The sequence below is a fragment of the Qipengyuania gaetbuli genome (assembly GCF_009827315.1).
Lineage (GTDB): Bacteria > Pseudomonadota > Alphaproteobacteria > Sphingomonadales > Sphingomonadaceae > Qipengyuania > Qipengyuania gaetbuli.
The window spans coordinates 1,884,964-1,901,909 of the sequence record NZ_WTYF01000004.1; the positions used below are offsets into that span (position 1 = coordinate 1,884,964).

The window sequence follows — 16,946 nt, forward strand, 5'->3', positions numbered from 1 at the left end:
ATTCCTTTCCTGTCCGGGGTTCAGGCGATGCCGAGGGCTTTGATCTTGGCGACCAGCGCATCGACGTCCTCGACCTTTTCGCCTGCCTGGCGAACCGGCGGTTCGGAGACGTTGGTGGTCTTGAGGCGCGGCGCGGTGTCGACGCCGTAATCACCCGGGGTCTTGGTATCGAGCGGCTTCTTCTTGGCCTTCATGATGTTCGGCAGCGAAGCATAGCGCGGCTCGTTCAGGCGCAGGTCGGTGGTGACGATCGCGGGAAGCGTCAGCTTCACGGTCTCGAGACCGCCGTCGACTTCGCGCTTTACGGTGACGCTATCGCCTTCGACTGCGACGGTGTTGGCAAAGGTGCCCTGCGGACGGCCCATGAGGGCGGCGAGCATCTGGCCGGTCTGGTTCGAATCGTCGTCGATCGCCTGCTTGCCGAGCATCACGATGCCGGGCTGCTCTTCCTCGGCGATGGCCTTGAGGATCTTGGCGACAGCGAGCGGTTCGACTTCGTCATCGGCTTCGACGAGGATGGCGCGGTCCGCACCCATGGCGAGCGCGGTGCGCAGCGTTTCCTGTGCCTTGGCCGGGCCGACGGACACGGCGATGATTTCTTCCGCCTTGCCCGCTTCCTTTATGCGGATGGCCTCTTCGACGGCGATTTCGTCGAAGGGGTTCATGCTCATCTTCACGTTGGCGAGGTCGACGCCCGACCCGTCCGCCTTCACGCGCGGCTTCACATTGTAGTCGATCACCCGCTTGACGGGCACGAGGATTTTCATGGGTATTCCTTCCTCTGGATGTGTCTGGCGCCCACCTACCTTGCGTTTACGTAAACGTCAAGCTGCGACGGGGTCAGTCCTTCCTTAGACAAGACGGGCGGAGAGCGAGTGTTCCCCGCGCCTCAAACTTGAAGGGCGGACCCTGTCGCCAGAGCCCGCCCTTGGTAATCTTCCAGTGCCTTCAGGCAGCCCCTCAGGCGGCCTTCTTCACTTCCGCGACGATCTTCTTCGCCGCGTCGCCGAGGTCGTCGGCGCTCACGATCGGCAGGCCCGAATTCTCGAGGATGTCCTTACCCTGCTGGACATTGGTGCCCTCGAGGCGGACCACCAGCGGAACCGACAGGTTCACGTCCTTCGCCGCCTGGACGATGCCATTGGCGATGACGTCGCACTTCATGATGCCGCCGAAGATGTTGACGAGGATGCCCTCGACCGCCGGGTCCTTGAGGATGATCTTGAACGCCGCGGTGACCTTCTCGGTGGTGGCGCCGCCGCCCACGTCGAGGAAGTTCGCCGGGAAGGCGCCGTTGAGCTTGATGATGTCCATCGTCGCCATGGCGAGGCCCGCGCCGTTGACCATGCAGCCGATGTTGCCGTCGAGCTTGATGTAGGCGAGGTCGTATTCGCTCGCTTCGACTTCGGCCGGGTCTTCCTCGGTCTCGTCGCGCATCGCTTCCACGTCCTTGTGACGATAGAGCGCATTGCCGTCGAAGCTCATCTTGGTGTCGAGCACCAGCAGGTCGCCCTTGTCGGTTTCGACCAGCGGGTTGATCTCGAGCATTTCCATGTCGAGGTCCATGAAGGCGGTGTAAAGCTGCTTGGCCAGCTTCTGGCACTGCTTGTTCGTTTCGCCCGTCAGCTTGAGAGCGAAGGCGACCGCGCGGCCGTGGTGGGGCATGAAGCCCTGCGCCGGGTCGATCGTGATGGTGGTGATCTTCTCAGGCGTGTTGTGGGCCACGTCCTCGATGTCCATGCCGCCCTCGGTCGAGGCGATCATCGCGACCTGGCCGCTGGCGCGGTCGACGAGCATCGAGAGGTAGTATTCCTTGGCGATGTCGACGCCGTCGGTGACGTAGAGGCGGTTGACCTGCTTGCCTTCGACGCCGGTCTGGATGGTCACCAGCGTGTTGCCGAGCATTTCCTTCGCGTTGGCTTCGACTTCCTCGATGCTCTTCGACAGGCGGACGCCGCCCTTCGCATCGGGGCCGAGTTCCTTGAACTTGCCCTTGCCGCGGCCACCGGCGTGGATCTGGGCTTTCACCACGTAGAGCGGGCCGGGCAGCTGTTTCGCACCTGCGACCGCTTCTTCGACGGTGAGGGCGGCGTGACCGGCGGGAATCGCGATGCCGTACTTCGCCAGCAGTTCCTTGGCCTGGTATTCGTGAATGTTCATGTCGGGCTTTCGTCCTTCGCGTAATGGCGCGGCTGGAGGGATAGAGAGTCGCGTGGGCGCATAAGCATGTCTGGCGGCGCTTGAAAAGTGCGACTTTCGGGTGCAGGGGCGCACGCCATCCATGATCGACGACAAGCGACTCGAATCGATCGTCTCCGAAGCGGGGCGGATCGCACTCGACCTCTGGCCGGGGGCGGGTGCCGACGTGCGCATCTGGGAGAAGACTCCCGGCAGCCCCGTGTGCGAGGCGGACCTCGCCGTCGACACCTTCCTGAAGCGCGAACTGGGCGCATTGCTGCCCTCGGCAGGCTGGCTGTCCGAAGAGACGGCGGACGATCCTGCCCGGCTCGAACGCGATCTCATCTGGCTGGTCGACCCGATCGACGGGACCCGCGATTTCATTCGCGGCAGGCCAGGCTGGGCCGTGTCGGTCGCGCTGATCTCGAACGGTCGACCGCTGATCGGTTCGCTCTGCGCGCCTGCCCGGGGCGAGGTATGGCAGGCCGTCGCCGGCAAGGGTGCGACGCGCAATGGCGCGAAGCTGGAAGCATCGAACCGGCTCGAGTTTGCAGGCGCGCGCGTGCCTGCCGCCGACCTGATGAAGCAGGACCGGATCCTGACCAAGGTCGACCAGCCCAATTCCATCGCCCTGCGCATCGCCATGGTCGCTGCCGACGAGGCGGATCTCGTCGCGACGCTGCGCTGGGGTTTCGAATGGGACATCGCCGCAGCTGCGCTCGTCGCGCGAGAGGCGGGGGCAGCCGTGTCCGACGCTTTCGGCCGCAAGCTCGATTACAACAAGCGCGACCCGCGCGCCTTCGGCCTCATCGCCAGCGCTCCGGGCATTCACGGCGCCACGGTCGAGCACCTGTCGGACCGCGCCGCGACGTTCTCCCGCGCATAGGACACGCATAGAAAAAGGGACCGGGTTCGACCCGGCCCCTTCCTCTGCGACACTATCCGAAGGGCTCGGCTCTTCAGTTGCCCTGCTGGGCGGCTTCGACGTCTTGCTGGTCGAAGGGGATGATCTTGATTTCGACGCGGCGGTTCAGCGGCTCGTTGACGTTGTCGCCGGTCTGCACCGCGAGGCGCGTTTCGCCGAAACCCATCCAGCGGATGCGCGAAGAGCTGACACCGCGCGAGGTCAGATAGTTGGCAACGGCCTGCGCACGCTGTTCCGAAAGGCGCTGGTTGAAGTCCGAAGCGCCGACCGTGTCGGTATAGCCGTAAACGTCGATCAGGCTGTTGGGATACTGGACCAGGTTCGCCGCCACATTGTCGAGCGTGCGGCGGAAGGTCTCGTTGATGTTGGAGCTGCCGGTAGCGAAAGTGACGCCGTTGGGCAGGTTGACGAGAATCGCCTCGCCGCCATCGGTTTCGGTCACATCGACGCCCGAGCCTGCGGTCTGTTCCTTCAGTTCCTTGATCTGCTGGTCCATGCGGTAGCCGACGTAACCGCCAGCTGCGCCGCCTGCGACCGCGCCGACGATACGGCCGGTCTTGCCGCCGATGACGCCGCCCAGCAGGCCGCCGGCAACCGCGCCGCCGAGACCGCCGAGGACGGTACGCGAAACCTTCTGCTCACCCGTATTCGGGTCGGTGACGCAGGCCGAGGTGCCCATCAGGGCCACTGCCGAGAAACCTGCGAGGAAAATGCGTGATTTTTTCATATGTCGTTCCCCTTGTCAGAGTGCGGCACCGGCCTCTTGTTCTTTCCTGCCGGAACCGCGCATGGCGGGACGCGCCCACCAGCGCCTCTGAAGCTTCTAACAAGCGAACCGCCTACGTGTTCCGCGAAGCGCTGGCATGAGGCCATAATTGTGCTAGCGCAGCAGCGTGACACCTTTCCCCTGGACCGACCTTCTCATTATCGCCGGGCTGATTTTGCTCAACGGCGTCTTTGCCATGAGCGAGCTCGCCATCGTTTCGGCGCGCACTGCGCGGCTGCGTTCGGCCGCCCAGCAGGGCAGCGCCGGCGCGAAGGCCGCGCTGGCGCTCGCTGCCGACCCGGGCAAGTTCCTCTCGACCGTGCAGATCGGCATTACGCTGGTCGGCATCATCGCCGGTGCCTATTCCGGCGCGAGCCTTGGCGGACCCGTGGGCGAGCGGCTTGCGGCGCTCGGTGTCCCGACCGACTGGGCCAGCGAGGCGGGCTTCGCGCTGGTCATCGCGCTGACCACCTATTTCAGCCTCGTCATCGGCGAACTGGTCCCCAAGCAGGTTGCCCTGCGCGCCGCCGTCCCGATTGCGACTGCCATGTCGCTGCCCATGGCCCTGCTGGCGCGCGTGGCAGCACCACTGGTCTGGCTGCTCGACACCTCGTCGAGCGTGATCATCCGCGCGCTGGGCGTGCGCCCTGCAGGGCAGAGCTCGGTCACGGCAGAAGAACTGCACATGCTGTTCGCCGAAGCGACCAAGACCGGCATCATCGAGCACGAACAGCACCAGATGCTGGCGGGCGTGGTCCGTCTCGCCCAGCGCCCAGTGCGCGAGGTGATGACGCCGCGGACCGATGTCGACTGGCTGGATATCTCGGCCGACGAGGAGGCGATCTCCGCTCTGCTGGCAGAAAGCCCGCATTCGGTCTGGCCGGTTGCCGACGGATCGCCGGACAAGGTCGTGGGGCTCGTGCGCGTGCGCGAAATCCTTGCCGCGCAGGTCGCGGGCGAGCCGGTCGTGCTTGCCGACCTGCTGCTCCGGGCGGAGGTCGTGCCCGACCAGCTCGACGCGGTCGATGCGCTGCGCGTCCTGCAGCAGGCCGATGTCGCCATGGCCATGGTGCATGACGAATACGGCCATCTCGACGGGATCGTCACGCCGGTGGACCTGCTGACCGCGCTGGTCGGCGATTTCGCCAGCGACCAGGATCCGGGCGATGCGCCGGGCATCGTCGAGCGGGCGGACGGCTCGCTTCTGGTGGCAGGATCGCTCAGCGCCGATGCCCTCGCCGACCGGCTCGGGCTCGATTATGGCGACGACCGCGAATTCGCGACCGTGGCGGGCTTCGTCCTCGCCGTGCTCAAGAAGCTGCCAGTTGAAGGCGAATGGTTCGAGGAACAGGGCTGGCGGTTCGAAGTCGTCGATCTCGACGAACGCCGGATCGACAAATTGCTCGTCACCTCGCTGGGACCGGCGAAACCGGTCGACCAGGACGACGGCTAGGTCTGCCGCACCCGCCGCCAAGCGGGTGCGCACATCACTGCATCAGCCGGGAATGACGGCCTGTGCCGAAGCGCCGTCGCCTTCGGGGGCGGCGACGATGTCGCGGACCACGGTGCCCTTGGCGACCGTGTTGGTGCCTGCGCTACCGACCGCGCTGCGGATGCCCGGTTCGGGGGTGCCGGCACGATCGAGGACCGAGGTTTCCACGCTGCTGCGCGGTGCCGGACCGCCGAACAGCGCGTCGAGTGCCTGTTCTGCGGCAGTGCCTTCGGCCGGGCGCGGTGCGCCGGGTGCCGGGGGCACGAGGTTGAAGTCCGGCGGCACGACCAGCGGGGCTGCGCGCTGCACGGCGAATTCGTCGGGACGGTCGCGGTTGAGGAAACCGCCGCTGCCACAGGCGGCGAGCGTGCTCGCGGCTGCGCTCACGAGGGCGATGCGGGTGATAGTCTTCATGTATTGCTCTCCGCGGCGTCTGCCGGCTTGCCGTCCATCATGTCGTCGACGTCCTTGTCGCGCATGAAGAACGCGCGGGCAAGGATGATAACGACACCGATGGTGATAGCGGCATCGGCGATATTGAAAATGAGGAAGGGGCGGAATTCCCCGATATGGAAATCGGCGAAGTCGAGGACGTAGCCGAGCTCGTAGCGATCCTTGATGTTGCCGAGCGCGCCGCCGAGGATCAGCGACAGGCCGAGAATGTCCCCGAACAGCTTCTCGCGGAACATCCAGACGGTGACCAGCAGCGCGATCAGCCCGGTCACTCCGACTAGCGCCCAGCGCGTTTCGGGGCTGGTCGCCTCGAACAAGCCCAGCGAGACGCCGTAATTGTGGACGCGGTAGAAATCGAAGAAGGGCAGGAGGTCGAGCTTGTCGCCCGGCACCTTGAGGCCCAGCGGCCCGTCGACCCACCATTTGGTGATCTGATCCGCGGCATAGATCGCAAAGGCGATGGCGACGCCGGTCAGGCGATTGCGCAGGACGGGGGTCATTGGCCCGCACTCCCGGCAGCATCCATCTGTTCGATCACGTCCTCGCAGCGATCGCACAGCGCGCCGTCCTCGGGGACCGAGGGCAGCAGGCGCCAGCAGCGGCCGCATTTGTGTTCACCGGTTCGCGTGACAGTCACGCTGTCGCTATCGCCGCGTGCGACTGACGCGGTGATGAACAGTTCGGCGAGGTCTTCGTCGCTGAAGCCTTCCGGAACTGCGGCAGCGGGCACGACTACGTCGGCCTCGAGGCTCGAACGGATGGTCTTGTCGCGGCGCAGCGGCTCGATCGCCTCGGTGACCTTTTCGCGAAGCGCGCGCAGCTTGTCCCAGCGCGCGCCGTCGGCGGTGACGCCGGGGACCGCCGGCCAGTCGAGCAGGTGTACGCTGCCGCCATCGGGGTAGCGCGTGGTCCAGGCCTCTTCCGCCGTGAACACCAGCACGGGCGCGGCGTAGCGGACGAGTGCATGGAACAGCAGGTCGAGCACGGTGCGATAGGCATTGCGCTTCACGCTGTCCGGCCCGTCGCAATAGAGGCAGTCCTTGCGGATGTCGAAATAGAACGCGGACAGGTCCTCGTTGCAGAAATCGACCAGCAGGCGCGTGTAGGTGTTGTAGTCGTAGCTCTCGAGCGCGGCTTTCAGCTTGCCGTCGAGATCGGCCAGCAGCGCGAGCACGTAGCGCTCCAGCTCGGGGATCTCGCCCACATCGCCCATGTCGCCGACGAAGCCGTCGAGCGCGCCGAGGAGATAGCGGAAGGTGTTGCGCAGGCGGCGGTACTGGTCGCCGACGCCTTTCAGGATCTCATCGCCGATGCGGTGGTCTTCGGTGAAGTCGACGGACAGCGCCCACAGGCGGATGATGTCCGCGCCGTACTGTTCCATGACTTTCAGCGGGTCGATGGTGTTGCCGAGGCTCTTCGACATCTTCTTGCCGGCCGAATCCATGGTGAAGCCATGGGTCAGCACCGCGTCATAGGGCGCACGGCCGCGGGTGGCGGAGCTTTCAAGCAGGCTCGACTGGAACCAGCCGCGATGCTGGTCGCTGCCTTCCAGATAGAGGTCGGCGGGCCAGCGCTGATCGGGCCAGCGGTCGCCTTCCAGCGTGAAGGCGTGGGTGCAGCCCGAATCGAACCAGACGTCGAGAATGTCGGTGACCATCTCGAATTCGTTCGCGTCGTAATCCGGCCCGAGGAATTCGGCCTTGCGGGCCTCGTCCCAGGCATCGACGCCCTTCTCGCGCACTGCCTCTACCACGCGGGCATTGACTGCAGGGTCCTGCAGGTACGTGCCGTCGCTGCGCACGAAGAGCGTGATCGGTACGCCCCATGCGCGCTGGCGCGAAAGCACCCAGTCGGGGCGGCCTTCGACCATGGAGCCGATGCGGCGGCGGCCCTTTTCGGGATAGAACTTCACCCGCTCGATTTCGCGCATGGCGATTTCGCGCAAGGTGGAGTGGTCCTTGCTGGTGAATATCGCCACGGCAGCACCGAAACCTTCGGGTGCGGCCACGTCGAAGTCGCCCGTGTCGAGCGGCTTGTCCATCGGCACGAACCATTGCGGCGTGCAGCGATAGATGACCTTGGCCTTTGAGCGCCATGAATGCGGATAAGAGTGCGCGTAGTCGTCGCTGGCCGAGAGCAGCGCGCCTGCTTCGCGCAAATCCGAGCAGATCGGGCCGTCGGGCGCGTTGAAGGCCTTGTTGATCACCGCACGGCGGCGGTCGTCGGATGCGCCGAGCCATTCCCAGTCATCGCGATAGCGCCCGTCGCCCATGACCGCGAAGACCGGCTCGATGCCGTGTTCGCGGCAGAGCAGGAAGTCGTCCTCGCCATGGTCGGGCGACATATGGACGAGGCCCGTACCGCTGTCGGTGGTGACGAAATCGCCCGCGAGCAGCGGACGCGGCGTGGCGTAGAAGCCCCCGAGATGGTGCATCGGGTGACGCGCGACGGTTCCGGCGAGGTCGGAGCCTTTGATCGACGCCTCTCGGTCTGAGTAAGGATCAACATACTCTTGGAGAGAGGGCGGGCCAACTTCACCGAAGTCGAGCGCCTTCGCTGCTTTGTTGAGGCGCTCAGCGAAGGCTGTGGCCAACTCTTTTGCAACGAGAAACTTGGAAACACGATTGGTATGAAACGGGAGTCCGGCTGCCGCCAAAACCTCGTTGACCAGCTTGTCGCCTTGCGCTCCAATTCCCACCGTGTCAGCAGTCACGGACAGCAGGACATACTCAACCTCTGGCCCATAGGCCAAAGCCTGGTTCACGGGGATCGTCCACGGCGTGGTGGTCCAGATCACCGCATGCGCGCCGACCAGTTCCGCAATCGGCGATTCCACGATTTCGAATGCCACGTCGATCTGGGTCGAGGTGATGTCTTCGTACTCGACCTCGGCTTCGGCCAGCGCGGTTTCCTCGACCGGCGACCACATCACTGGCTTCGATCCGCGATAGAGGTTTCCGGCTTCGGCGAACTTCATCAGCTCGGCAACAATGGTCGCTTCGCTTTCGAACTGCATGGTGAGATAGGGATTGTCGAAATCCGCCATCAGCCCCAGGCGCTTCAGCTGTTCGCGCTGAACGTCGACCCAGTGCTGCGCATAAGCGCGGCATTCGGCGCGGAATTCGCTGGCCGGGATTTCGTTCTTGTCGCGCTTCTTCTTGCGGAACTGTTCCTCGACCTTCCATTCGATCGGCAGACCGTGGCAATCCCAGCCGGGCACGAAAGGCGCATCCTTGCCGAGCAGCGTCTGCGAACGCACCACCATGTCTTTCAGGATGCGGTTCAGCGCATGGCCGATATGCATGTCGCCATTGGCATAGGGCGGGCCATCGTGGAGGATGAACTTCTCGCGTCCCGCGCGCGCCTCGCGCAGCTGGGCGTAGAGGTTCTCTTCCTGCCAGCGCGCAAGGATCTGCGGCTCCTTCTGCGGGAGGCCGGCTTTCATGGGGAAATCGGTCTTGGGAAGGAAGACCGTGTCTTTGTAATCGCGCTGCTCGGACATAGGTGCTGGCCGTTAGGGGATTTGCGCCGCGCGATAAAGCGTCAATCGCGGTTCCTTGCCCGGCGCTGCTCGAGTGCGGCCTCGCTCGCTTCCCATTCCTCCACCGTGCGATCGTCGAAGCTCGGATAGAGCGCCGAGGCAATGGTAAAGGCATCCTCCACCCAGACATAGCCGTTGAAGCTGTCGGGTATCTCGGTCAGCTGCTCGGGCAGGGTGAGGCCGCGGGGGCGATTTTCGCCGATGGGACCGATCACGATGACCCGCCCGCCATGGGCTTCCATCCGCGCGATCAGGCGGTTGGGCCAGCCTGAAAACGCCCATTGGTAGTTGAGCGGCACGAACAAGGTCTCGCCCCGGCAACTCTGCGGTAGGTAGCCGGTCCAGCCATAGGCGACATAGTCCTTCGAGCACTGCTTGGCGCCCGCCTGGCTCCACGCCCAGGCTTCGGGATAGAGTTCGCGAATTCGGTCGATCGGCCCGTCATGGCCGTAGAAGCCGTCGCCCGATTTCACCGGATCGCGGCCTGCCTTGCGCAGTTCGCGGGCGACGAGATCGGCTTCGGCTGGGTCCTTCGATTTGAAATTGACCATCAGGCGCCCGCGCGGCGGCAGGACGGCGAGGACCTCGGTGAAGGTGGGCATCGCGCCCTTGAACTTGCCGCGAAACGGGAAAGTCTTGCCGCCGTCGGCGGTGTAGCCATGGCCGATGTCGAGTGCCTTCAGTTCAGGCAGCGTCGCATCGCGCACTTCGCCTGTACCTTCGGTCCGGCAATCGAGCGTCCAGTCGTGGAAGACGACCAGCTCGTTGTCCTTCGTCGGCGCAATATCGACCTCGACCAGCCACGCGCCCAGCTTGTGCGCGCGAAGCACGCTGTCCACCGTGTTCTCGAGATAGGGATGGTAGGGCTCGTAAATCCGGTCGGCGGTGCAGGTGTCGCGACCGACGCCGGCCTTGTCGTACATCTGGTAGAGGCCGCGATGGGCGATGAGCTTGGGCGCGCCGACAGGGTCCGGGGCCAGCCAGCTGGCATTGACGAGGCTGAAGACCAGCAGGGCAAGCGCGAAGGCGAGGCCGCCTCGCTTGAGGTGTGTCCTCATTTGAGCAGGGCCTTCGCCCTCTCGCAGTCCTTTTCCATCTGCGCGACCAGTTCATCCAGGCTGTCGAACTTCGCTTCGCCGCGCAGGAAGTGGTGGAACGCCACCTCGATTTCCTGCCCGTAAAGGTCGCCGGAGAAGTCGAAGAAATAGGGCTCGAGCAATTCCTTCGGCGGTTCGAACTGCGGGCGTACACCGATGTTGGCCGCGCCCTTCAGCACCTCGCCGGTCGACAGGATGCGGCCCGTGACGGCGTAGATGCCGTATTTCGGGCGCAGGTAATGCTCGATCGACAGGTTCGCGGTGGGATAGCCGATGGTCCGCCCGCGCTTGTCGCCGTGTTCGACCACGCCGCGGATCGCGAAGGGCCGGGTGAGCAGGCGGGCGGCCTCCTGCGGGTCGCCGTCACGCAGCGCGTCGCGCACGCGGCTGGAAGATACGGGCGCGCCCTTGTCCAGGACAGCCGGGACGGCGCGGGCCTCGATGCCGACTTCGCGGCCGAGGGTTTCGAGCACTTCGCGGTTGCCACCACGACCCTTGCCGAAGGTGAAATCCTCGCCCGTCACCACGCCTGCCACGCCGAGGTGCTCGGCCAGCAGGACCTTCACGAAATCCTCCGCCGTGGTACCTGCAAGCTCGCCGTCGAAGTGGAACACCAGCATCGCGGTGGCGCCGGCCGCGAGGTAAAGTTCCTGCCGCTGCTCCAGCGTGGTCAGGCGAAAGGGCGGGGCATCGGGCCGGAAATGGCGCACCGGATGCGGATCGAAAGTGGCGATGATCGAGGGCCGACCCTCGGCACGCGCCCAGTCGATCGCCTCCTTCGCCACGGCCTGGTGGCCGAGGTGGAAACCGTCGAAATTGCCGAGCGCGATGATCGCCCCGCGCAAGGACTGCGGCAGAGATTCGCGGTGGTCGAGGAACCTCACGAGGCCAGCTCCATCGGCTCGATCCCCGCCGTCAGGACGCGCAGGGCATTGCCGCCCATTGCAGCGCGAATCTCTTCTTCGGTGAAGCCTTCGTCCATCAGCGCCTGCGTTACCTGCACCAGCTGGCTGGTGTCGAACCGTGTCGTCACCGAGCCGTCGAAATCGCTGCCGAGGGCGACATGGCCGATACCGACGAGGTCGCGGATGTGGCGCATGGCCTTCGCCACCGAGCGCGGCGAGGTGTCGCACACGGCGCCCGGCCAGTAACCCACACCGATGATGCCGCCCGTCGCCGCGACGCCGCGAATCTGTTCGTCCGAAAGGTTGCGGTTGACCTCGCAGGTCGCCTGCACCCCGCCATGGCTGGAGACGACGGGGCGGCGGGCCATGGACAGGATGTCGCCGACGCAGGCCGGGCTGCAATGCGCGATGTCTACTACCATGCCGAGCTCTTCCATCCGGCGGACCACTGCGCGGCCCTTGTCGGTGAGTCCGCCCTTCTCGGTCCCGTGCATCGATCCGGCGAGGTCATTGTCGAAGAAATGGGCGAGGCCGGCCATGCGGAAGCCCGCCGCGTGGAGCGTGTCGAGATTGCCCGGATCGCCTTCGAGATTGTGCAGGCCCTCGATGGATAGCATCGCGCCCACGCTCGGGCGGCCCATGTCGCGCGACCGGATGAGGCGCTCGATGTCTTCGCGGCCATTGATCTGGAACAGCGTGTCGCGTTCTTCCTCGACCGCGCGGTCGAGCTTCGTTGCATGCCATAGCGAGCGTTCGAGCAGGCTGCCCCAGGTGCGGACCGGCTGCAGCTGGCCGATCACCAGCGGGGTGATGTTGTCAGTCTCGCCAGTGTTCGAATCGTAATTCTGGCCGCGCGGCGACTTGGTCACGCTGGAGAAGACCTGCAGGGCAATATTGCCGTCCTTCAGCCGCGGGAGGTCGACATGGCCGCGGTCTGCGCGGTCCAGCACGTTACGCTTCCACAGGAGCGTGTCCGAATGCAAATCGACGATCTGCAGCCGCGCGTGCAAGTCGCGCGCCTCCTGCGAAACCTCGATCAGCGGCTCGCCGTCGATGCGGTTGAGGTCGCGCTCGATCCAGCCCGGGCCGATGACGAAAAACGCCACCACGCCCGTGAGCGGCAGCATCCCGATAGCGATCCCGGCCTTGCGCTTCATCCGGCCGTATCTCCCACGCGGCTATAGGTGAGGAAGGAATAGGCCGGTGTATCGCCCTCCGCAGCGAAATCTTCGCGTCCCGACAGGTCCCATTCGGGGCCGAGCGGGGGCATGAAGACGTCGCCCTCGAAATCGCGGTGGATCTCGGTCAGCTCGACACGGGCCGAGTGCGGGAGGAAGACATCGAAGATCGCCGCACCGCCGATAACAGCCGCGTCCTCGCCTGCGGCGGCGATCGCTTCCTCAACCGAGCGGACCACTTCTGCGCCAGTCGAATCCCAGCGCTCGCGCCGGGTGAGGACGATATGGCGGCGACCTGGCAAGAGGCCCGGCAGGCTCTCGAAAGTCTTGCGGCCCATGATCATCGGCCTGCCCATGGTCAGCGCCTTGAAGCGCTTCAAATCGGCGGGCAGGTGCCATGGCAGCTGGCCGTCCTTGCCGATCGCGCCATTGGCGGCGCGGGCATAGATGCAGAACAGGCTCATGCGCGGGTCAGGCGGGTCAGATGGCCCATCTTGCGCCCTTCGCGCACCTCGGCCTTGCCATAGTCGTGGACGTGGCAATCGGGCTCGGCGAGGAAGGCATGTGCGCCCGCGATCTCGCTTCCGATGATGTTGCGCATCTCGATCACCCCGGCGACCGTGCGCGTGTCGCCCAGCGGCAGACCGGCGACGGCGCGGATGTGGTTCTCGAACTGGCTCGTCGCCGCGCCCTCGATGGTCCAGTGGCCGGAATTGTGCACGCGCGGTGCCATCTCGTTGAAGATCGGCCCTTCGCGCGTGGCGAAGAACTCGAGCGTCAACACGCCGACGTAACCGAGCGCGTCTGCGACCTCTCCGGCAAGGCGGCGGGCCTCGGCCACCTGCGGCTCGACGATATCGCCGGCAGGCAGCAGCGAGGCGGCAAGTATGCCATCCTCGTGGACGTTGCGCGCGCTATCCCAGAAGCGGATTTCGCCGTCCTGTCCGCGCACGAGGATGACGGAGAATTCCGCGTCGAACTCGACGAAGCCTTCGTAGATCGTGGACACGTCGGGCAGCTTGAGCCCTGCGGCATCGCGTCCCGACATGATGCGCCACTGGCCCTTGCCGTCATAGCCGTCGCGGCGGGTCTTGAGGATGCCGGGCGCGCCGAGCCGGTCGGCGGCAGCTTCGAGGTCGGATGGCGAATCGACCTTGGCATAGGCCGCCGGTCGCCCGCCCAGGCCTTCGACGAAGCGCTTCTCGTTCAACCGGTCCTGCGCGGTTTCGAGCGCGCGCGGATCGGGGAAGATACGGCCAGCGGGAATGGCACGTGCGGTTTCGACCGGCACGTTCTCGAATTCCCAGGTCACCACGTCGCAGCGGGCGGCGAAAGCGGCGAGCGCGGCCTTGTCGTCCCAGCGGTTGGTGAAGAAATCCTCGCATAGCTCGCCTGCGACATTGTCGCCTTCGGGAGCGTAGCCGATGCACTTGTAGCCGAGCTGGGTGGCGGCTGCCGCCATCATCCGGCCAAGCTGTCCCCCGCCCAGGATGCCGATGGTGGAGCCGCGCTTCAGCATCAGTCGTGCGGTCGCTCGGTCACGGCGGCGCTGCGTGCTGCGCGCCAGTCCTTGAGGCGGGACTTCAACCCCTCGTCGTGGCTGGCGAGGATCGCGGCGGCGAGCAGGCCCGCATTGGTCGCACCCGCCTCGCCGATGGCCAGCGTGCCGACCGGGATGCCGGCGGGCATCTGCACGATGGAGAGGAGGCTGTCCTCGCCCGACAGCGCGCGCGACTGGACCGGTACGCCGAGCACGGGGACATGGGTCAGCGCGGCGATCATGCCGGGCAGGTGCGCAGCGCCACCGGCGCCGGCAATGATGACCTCGAAGCCGTCCGCCTCCGCGCCCTTGGCGAAATCGTACATCCGGTCGGGCGTGCGGTGGGCGGAAACGATCCGCACATCGGTTTCGACCCCCAGTTCTTCCAGCACCTGCGCGGCGCAGGTCATGGTCGACCAGTCCGACTGGCTCCCCATGACGATTGCGACCTTTGCCCCCATATCAGCTGTCCTTCAGGTAATAGCGGTCCCCGACGACCGTGGTGCCGTCGAAGTCGTAGACGATCGGCTGGCCGGTCGGGATCTCCAGTTCGGTGATCTCGTCATCGGAAATGTTCGACAGGTGCTTCACCAGCGCGCGCAGCGAATTGCCGTGTGCGGAGATGATCACGTTTTCGCCCTTGGCCAGCTGCGGCAGGATCGCTTTTTCCCAATAGGGCAGGACGCGCTCGATCGTCAGCTTGAGGCTTTCGGTGCGCGGCACGTCGATCCCTGCGTAACGCGGGTCGTCAGACAGGTCGAATTCGCTGCCCGGCTCGAGTTCGGGCGGGGGCACGTCGAAGCTGCGGCGCCAGATGTGCACCTGTTCGTCGCCGTGCCGCTCGCGGGTCTGCTGCTTGTCGAGGCCGGTGAGGCCGCCATAGTGGCGCTCGTTCAGGTGCCAGTCGCGCGTCACCGGGATCCACAGCCGGTCGCAGGCTTCGAGCGCCAGGTTCATGGTCTTGATCGCGCGCTTCTGCACGGAAGTGAAGGCGACCGTCGGCAGCACGCCCTTGGCTTTCATCAGCTCGCCCGCCCCACGCGCCTCGGCCTCGCCCTTCTCGGTGAGGTCGACGTCCCACCAGCCGGTGAAGCGGTTGGCGAGGTTCCACTCGCTCTGGCCGTGGCGAACGAGGATCAGCTTGGACATGAAAGCTCCCGATTTCCCTAGGAGCACTGCGCGTTAGCGGTCCGCGTCCGGCTTGGAAACCCCGTCTGCGTCCGATTCGCGCATTTCGCGTCCCTGCGCCTTGCGGCGACGCAAGTTCTCGCGAAGTTTCGCGGCGAGGCGTTCCTCGCGGGTCATCTTTTCGTCTGCAGCGCTCATCGCGCAACCTTTTGCGAAAATCGCCTGCCTCCGCAAGCGAAGGTTGACTTTCCCGCCGGTCCTGCCGATAGCGCGCGCCTCCAGCCCGCAAGGCGTCTTGCGGCGGACCAGTGCTGCTGTAGCTCAGTGGTAGAGCGCACCCTTGGTAAGGGTGAGGCCGGGAGTTCAATCCTCCCCAGCAGCACCATTTTCCTTTCTTGTTGTACCCCCAAACGCCGGGCGCGCCGCGTCCGCGTCGCTTGGCTTCGCCGCAAAAGCGGCGGCGCGCGGTCGCGCTTTGACTGCCGTGGCCAGGAAGCGGGTTGCACAAGACCATTTGGCGCGGCACTCCTCCAGCCAAGGGAGAGTTGCATGGATTTCCGCCTGACCGAACAGCAACGCGAACTGCAGGATGCGGCGCGCACGTTTGCGCGCAAGGAATTGCCCGATTTGGCGCGGGAGATGGAGGAGAAGGATTTCTCCGTCCCGGCTGACATGGTGCGCCGCTATGGCGAGATGGGCTTCCTCGGCGTCAACCTGCCGGAGGAATACGGCGGCCTCGGCCTCGGCCATCTCGAGGCGTTGCTGGTGCTCGAACAGTTCGCGATGATTTCGAACGCTGTCGCCTTTCCCGTGTTCGAGGCGCTGGTCGGTCCGGTGCGCACAGTGGAACGCTTCGCCTCGGATGCGCTGAAGGCCCAGATCGTGCCGCAGGTCGTCTCGGGCGAGGCGACGGTCGCCGTCTCCATGTCGGAACCCGATGCCGGTACCGCGCTGACCGACCTGACTACCCGCGCGCAGGATGCAGGCGACCATTACGTGCTCGACGGCAACAAGCGCTGGACCAGCGGCGCGGGCCATGCCCGCTATTATGTCGTCTACACGCGCCTGTCGGACGAGCCCGGCGCACGCGGCATCGGTGCGCTGCTGGTGGACAAGGAAATGGAGGGCGTCGGCTTCGGCAAGCGGGAGAACCTGATGGGCTTCCGCGGGATCGAGACGCGCGACATCACTTTCGACGGCGTGCGGGTGCCCAAGGAAAACCGGATCGTGCCGGCCGGCGGGTTCGGCAAGCTGATGAGCGCTTTCGGCCTCGAACGCTGCGGCAATGCCACCCAGTCGCTCGGCCTTGCCGCCGGTGCGCTGGAACAGGCGACCGAATACGTCCAGGAACGCAAGGCCTTCGGAAAGCCGATCGTCGATTTCCAGGCAGTGCAGATGCGGCTTGCCGAAATGGCCATGCAGGTCGAGGCAGCGCGGCTGCTCATCTACCGAGCCGCTGCCAATGCCGAGCACAATGAGGGCGGCCTGCCGAGCGTCTATGAAAGTTCGACTGCCAAGTGCTTTGCGAACGAAATCGTGCGCAGCGTGACGGCCAACGCCATGCAGGTGATGGGCGGCTACGGCTATCACAAGGATTACGGCATGGAGCAGCGCGTGCGCGACGGTTTTGCCTGGGGCATCGCCGGCGGGACTACCGATGTTCAGAAGACCAATATCGCTGCGGCGATTGTCGGGCGAAGGTTCGATCAAAGGCGTTGATAGGCAACGCTGTATTGCATAGAT

The 16,946-nt window shown here is 65.3% G+C and carries 17 protein-coding genes and 1 tRNA gene; 4 read left to right on the forward strand and 14 right to left on the reverse strand.

Translation table 11 applies throughout. The features are described 5' to 3' along the window. Window positions 1–20 precede the first annotated feature (20 nt). Together GRI42_RS11770 and sucC are read right to left on the reverse strand one after the other, a co-directional pair. Complete coding sequence (locus tag GRI42_RS11770; protein WP_160608670.1) at window positions 21–767, reverse strand: electron transfer flavoprotein subunit beta/FixA family protein; 747 nt, start codon at window positions 765–767, stop codon at window positions 21–23. Between the two features lie 193 nt (window positions 768–960). After that, the gene (gene sucC / locus GRI42_RS11775; RefSeq protein ID WP_160608671.1) at window positions 961–2,160 is read right to left on the reverse strand and encodes an ADP-forming succinate--CoA ligase subunit beta; all 1,200 of its coding nucleotides are present in this window, start codon (window positions 2,158–2,160) and stop codon (window positions 961–963) included. 121 nt (window positions 2,161–2,281) lie between these two features. Between sucC and GRI42_RS11780 the strand changes: the two genes are divergently transcribed. Then, window positions 2,282–3,064: a 3'(2'),5'-bisphosphate nucleotidase CysQ gene (locus tag GRI42_RS11780; RefSeq protein WP_160608672.1), complete on the forward strand. Its 783-nt coding sequence runs from the start codon at window positions 2,282–2,284 to the stop codon at window positions 3,062–3,064. Between the two features lie 73 nt (window positions 3,065–3,137). Here the strand turns inward: GRI42_RS11780 and GRI42_RS11785 are convergent, their stop codons facing one another. After that, window positions 3,138–3,830: an OmpA family protein gene (locus tag GRI42_RS11785; RefSeq protein ID WP_160608673.1), complete on the reverse strand. Its 693-nt coding sequence runs from the start codon at window positions 3,828–3,830 to the stop codon at window positions 3,138–3,140. 166 nt (window positions 3,831–3,996) lie between these two features. Between GRI42_RS11785 and GRI42_RS11790 the strand changes: the two genes are divergently transcribed. After that, window positions 3,997–5,322 (forward strand): hemolysin family protein, encoded by a 1,326-nt coding sequence (locus GRI42_RS11790; RefSeq protein WP_160608674.1) that lies wholly within the window; start codon window positions 3,997–3,999, stop codon window positions 5,320–5,322. A 42-nt stretch (window positions 5,323–5,364) separates the two neighbouring features. Here the strand turns inward: GRI42_RS11790 and GRI42_RS11795 are convergent, their stop codons facing one another. Genes GRI42_RS11795 through GRI42_RS13865 form a run of 11 tightly spaced genes read right to left on the reverse strand, consistent with a single transcriptional unit; the run spans window position 5,365 to window position 15,401 of the window. Next, window positions 5,365–5,775, reverse strand: coding sequence for a DUF3035 domain-containing protein (locus GRI42_RS11795; RefSeq protein ID WP_160608675.1), 411 nt, complete (start codon window positions 5,773–5,775; stop codon window positions 5,365–5,367). Beyond that, window positions 5,772–6,314 (reverse strand): signal peptidase II, encoded by a 543-nt coding sequence (gene lspA, locus GRI42_RS11800; RefSeq protein WP_199800461.1) that lies wholly within the window; start codon window positions 6,312–6,314, stop codon window positions 5,772–5,774. The genes GRI42_RS11795 and lspA overlap by 4 nt, the downstream gene beginning before the upstream one ends. Then, entirely contained in the window at window positions 6,311–9,316 is a 3,006-nt protein-coding gene (gene ileS / locus GRI42_RS11805; protein WP_160608676.1) for an isoleucine--tRNA ligase, read from the reverse strand. The genes lspA and ileS overlap by 4 nt, the downstream gene beginning before the upstream one ends. Window positions 9,317–9,357: 41 nt before the next feature. Continuing rightward, a complete protein-coding gene (locus tag GRI42_RS11810; protein ID WP_160608677.1) occupies window positions 9,358–10,413 on the reverse strand; it encodes a glycerophosphodiester phosphodiesterase family protein in 1,056 nt (351 codons plus the stop codon). Next, the gene (locus GRI42_RS11815; protein ID WP_160608678.1) at window positions 10,410–11,336 is read right to left on the reverse strand and encodes a bifunctional riboflavin kinase/FAD synthetase; all 927 of its coding nucleotides are present in this window, start codon (window positions 11,334–11,336) and stop codon (window positions 10,410–10,412) included. Before GRI42_RS11815 ends, GRI42_RS11810 begins: the two co-directional genes overlap by 4 nt. Further along, entirely contained in the window at window positions 11,333–12,514 is a 1,182-nt protein-coding gene (locus GRI42_RS11820; protein ID WP_160608679.1) for a dipeptidase, read from the reverse strand. The genes GRI42_RS11815 and GRI42_RS11820 overlap by 4 nt, the downstream gene beginning before the upstream one ends. Continuing rightward, complete coding sequence (locus GRI42_RS11825) at window positions 12,511–12,999, reverse strand: dihydrofolate reductase (RefSeq protein ID WP_160608680.1); 489 nt, start codon at window positions 12,997–12,999, stop codon at window positions 12,511–12,513. Before GRI42_RS11825 ends, GRI42_RS11820 begins: the two co-directional genes overlap by 4 nt. Next, a complete protein-coding gene (locus GRI42_RS11830) occupies window positions 12,996–14,054 on the reverse strand; it encodes a 5-(carboxyamino)imidazole ribonucleotide synthase (protein WP_160608681.1) in 1,059 nt (352 codons plus the stop codon). The genes GRI42_RS11825 and GRI42_RS11830 overlap by 4 nt, the downstream gene beginning before the upstream one ends. Next, on the reverse strand, window positions 14,054–14,536 hold the full coding sequence (gene purE, locus GRI42_RS11835; protein ID WP_160608682.1) for a 5-(carboxyamino)imidazole ribonucleotide mutase: 483 nt from the start codon (window positions 14,534–14,536) through the stop codon (window positions 14,054–14,056). The genes GRI42_RS11830 and purE overlap by 1 nt, the downstream gene beginning before the upstream one ends. 1 nt (window position 14,537) lies before the next feature. After that, on the reverse strand, window positions 14,538–15,224 hold the full coding sequence (gene gpmA, locus GRI42_RS11840) for a 2,3-diphosphoglycerate-dependent phosphoglycerate mutase (protein WP_160608683.1): 687 nt from the start codon (window positions 15,222–15,224) through the stop codon (window positions 14,538–14,540). Window positions 15,225–15,257: 33 nt separating this feature from the next. After that, window positions 15,258–15,401 carry a hypothetical protein gene (locus GRI42_RS13865; protein ID WP_170290017.1) on the reverse strand — a complete coding sequence of 48 codons (144 nt, stop codon included), beginning with the start codon at window positions 15,399–15,401 and terminating at the stop codon, window positions 15,258–15,260. 112 nt (window positions 15,402–15,513) lie between these two features. Between GRI42_RS13865 and GRI42_RS11845 the strand changes: the two genes are divergently transcribed. Further along, a tRNA-Thr gene (locus GRI42_RS11845) sits at window positions 15,514–15,588 on the forward strand. Between the two features lie 164 nt (window positions 15,589–15,752). Beyond that, complete coding sequence (locus GRI42_RS11850; protein ID WP_160608684.1) at window positions 15,753–16,922, forward strand: acyl-CoA dehydrogenase family protein; 1,170 nt, start codon at window positions 15,753–15,755, stop codon at window positions 16,920–16,922. The last annotated feature ends 24 nt before the right edge of the window (window positions 16,923–16,946 follow it).

What these genes read in the sequence shown, in the direction of transcription:
- GRI42_RS13865 (WP_170290017.1), bottom strand. Translation starts at nt 15,401, where the DNA reads ATGAGCGCTGCAGACGAAAAGATGACCCGCGAGGAACGCCTCGCCGCG.
- GRI42_RS11825 (WP_160608680.1), bottom strand. Translation starts at nt 12,999, where the DNA reads ATGAGCCTGTTCTGCATCTATGCCCGCGCCGCCAATGGCGCGATCGGC.
- GRI42_RS11810 (WP_160608677.1), bottom strand. Translation starts at nt 10,413, where the DNA reads ATGAGGACACACCTCAAGCGAGGCGGCCTCGCCTTCGCGCTTGCCCTG.
- GRI42_RS11770 (WP_160608670.1), bottom strand. Translation starts at nt 767, where the DNA reads ATGAAAATCCTCGTGCCCGTCAAGCGGGTGATCGACTACAATGTGAAG.
- ileS (WP_160608676.1), bottom strand. Translation starts at nt 9,316, where the DNA reads ATGTCCGAGCAGCGCGATTACAAAGACACGGTCTTCCTTCCCAAGACC.
- GRI42_RS11850 (WP_160608684.1), top strand. Translation starts at nt 15,753, where the DNA reads ATGGATTTCCGCCTGACCGAACAGCAACGCGAACTGCAGGATGCGGCG.
- lspA (WP_199800461.1), bottom strand. Translation starts at nt 6,314, where the DNA reads ATGACCCCCGTCCTGCGCAATCGCCTGACCGGCGTCGCCATCGCCTTT.
- GRI42_RS11785 (WP_160608673.1), bottom strand. Translation starts at nt 3,830, where the DNA reads ATGAAAAAATCACGCATTTTCCTCGCAGGTTTCTCGGCAGTGGCCCTG.
- gpmA (WP_160608683.1), bottom strand. Translation starts at nt 15,224, where the DNA reads ATGTCCAAGCTGATCCTCGTTCGCCACGGCCAGAGCGAGTGGAACCTC.
- purE (WP_160608682.1), bottom strand. Translation starts at nt 14,536, where the DNA reads ATGGGGGCAAAGGTCGCAATCGTCATGGGGAGCCAGTCGGACTGGTCG.
- sucC (WP_160608671.1), bottom strand. Translation starts at nt 2,160, where the DNA reads ATGAACATTCACGAATACCAGGCCAAGGAACTGCTGGCGAAGTACGGC.
- GRI42_RS11820 (WP_160608679.1), bottom strand. Translation starts at nt 12,514, where the DNA reads ATGAAGCGCAAGGCCGGGATCGCTATCGGGATGCTGCCGCTCACGGGC.
- GRI42_RS11830 (WP_160608681.1), bottom strand. Translation starts at nt 14,054, where the DNA reads ATGCTGAAGCGCGGCTCCACCATCGGCATCCTGGGCGGGGGACAGCTT.
- GRI42_RS11780 (WP_160608672.1), top strand. Translation starts at nt 2,282, where the DNA reads ATGATCGACGACAAGCGACTCGAATCGATCGTCTCCGAAGCGGGGCGG.
- GRI42_RS11795 (WP_160608675.1), bottom strand. Translation starts at nt 5,775, where the DNA reads ATGAAGACTATCACCCGCATCGCCCTCGTGAGCGCAGCCGCGAGCACG.